The 860-nt window shown below is 37.8% G+C and carries 1 tRNA gene and 1 rRNA gene; both read left to right on the plus strand.

From position 1 onward, the window contains the following. The first annotated feature begins 96 nt into the window (after positions 1-96). Positions 97-212: ribosomal RNA gene (gene rrf / locus ACSLGF_RS18735) — 5S ribosomal RNA — on the plus strand. 538 nt (positions 213-750) lie between these two features. Next, positions 751-826 (plus strand) — tRNA-Val (locus ACSLGF_RS18740). Positions 827-860: the final 34 nt, after the last annotated feature.

Genomic DNA, 860 nt, shown 5'->3' on the forward strand with positions numbered 1-860 from the left:
GCTGACAGATACTAATAGATCGAGGACTTAACCTATATTCTAATGTGAAGCATGAACATTGTTATCTAGTTTTGAGAGAACATTCTCTCCATCAGGTTTGGTGGCGATAGCAAAGAGGTCACACCCGTTCCCATACCGAACACGGAAGTTAAGCTCTTCAGCGCCGATGGTAGTTGGGGGTTTCCCCCTGTGAGAGTAGGACGTCGCCAAGCTTTTCTAAGGATCAGTTCCAGACGGAACTGGTCTTTTTTGTGGTACTTGAAAGAAAGTCTATCTGATTTCATTTGTTTTATGAACGATGGCAGCGTCACCTCATTTACAAGCGAAACTCTTTGAAACCAAGGAGAAAGCACATTGAGCGTGTTGAAACCTTTTCTATGGAAAAAACAATAGAAAGACAGAGTAGTAGGTTCTGCATACAAATTCATTTAAATAGAAATATATAAGCCCGTTGCTATTTAATATATTACGCCTATTAATGATCTCTAAGGAATATCTATATCATTAAAGTATAAAAATGATAGGCAGCCGATATTTCAGAAGGAATTGAATGTTTTTAAAGAGAATATAGAGTGGAGAAGTTTAGCTGATGAACGTTGAATTGCAGCTGTTTTGACAGGTGAAATGACTATCATTTATTAAAAGAAATACGTAACGAAAAATGAAATAAAATTTTTTTAATATAGCCTTTACAAATGAGCGAAACCTGTATATAATAATCTTTGTCGGATCGAGAGATTCCTACATAGTGGAGGATTAGCTCAGCTGGGAGAGCATCTGCCTTACAAGCAGAGGGTCGGCGGTTCGAGCCCGTCATCCTCCACCATATTTATTCTTACATAATGTTAGGATAGATAAAG

The sequence above is a fragment of the Bacillus sp. A015 genome (assembly GCF_053851875.1).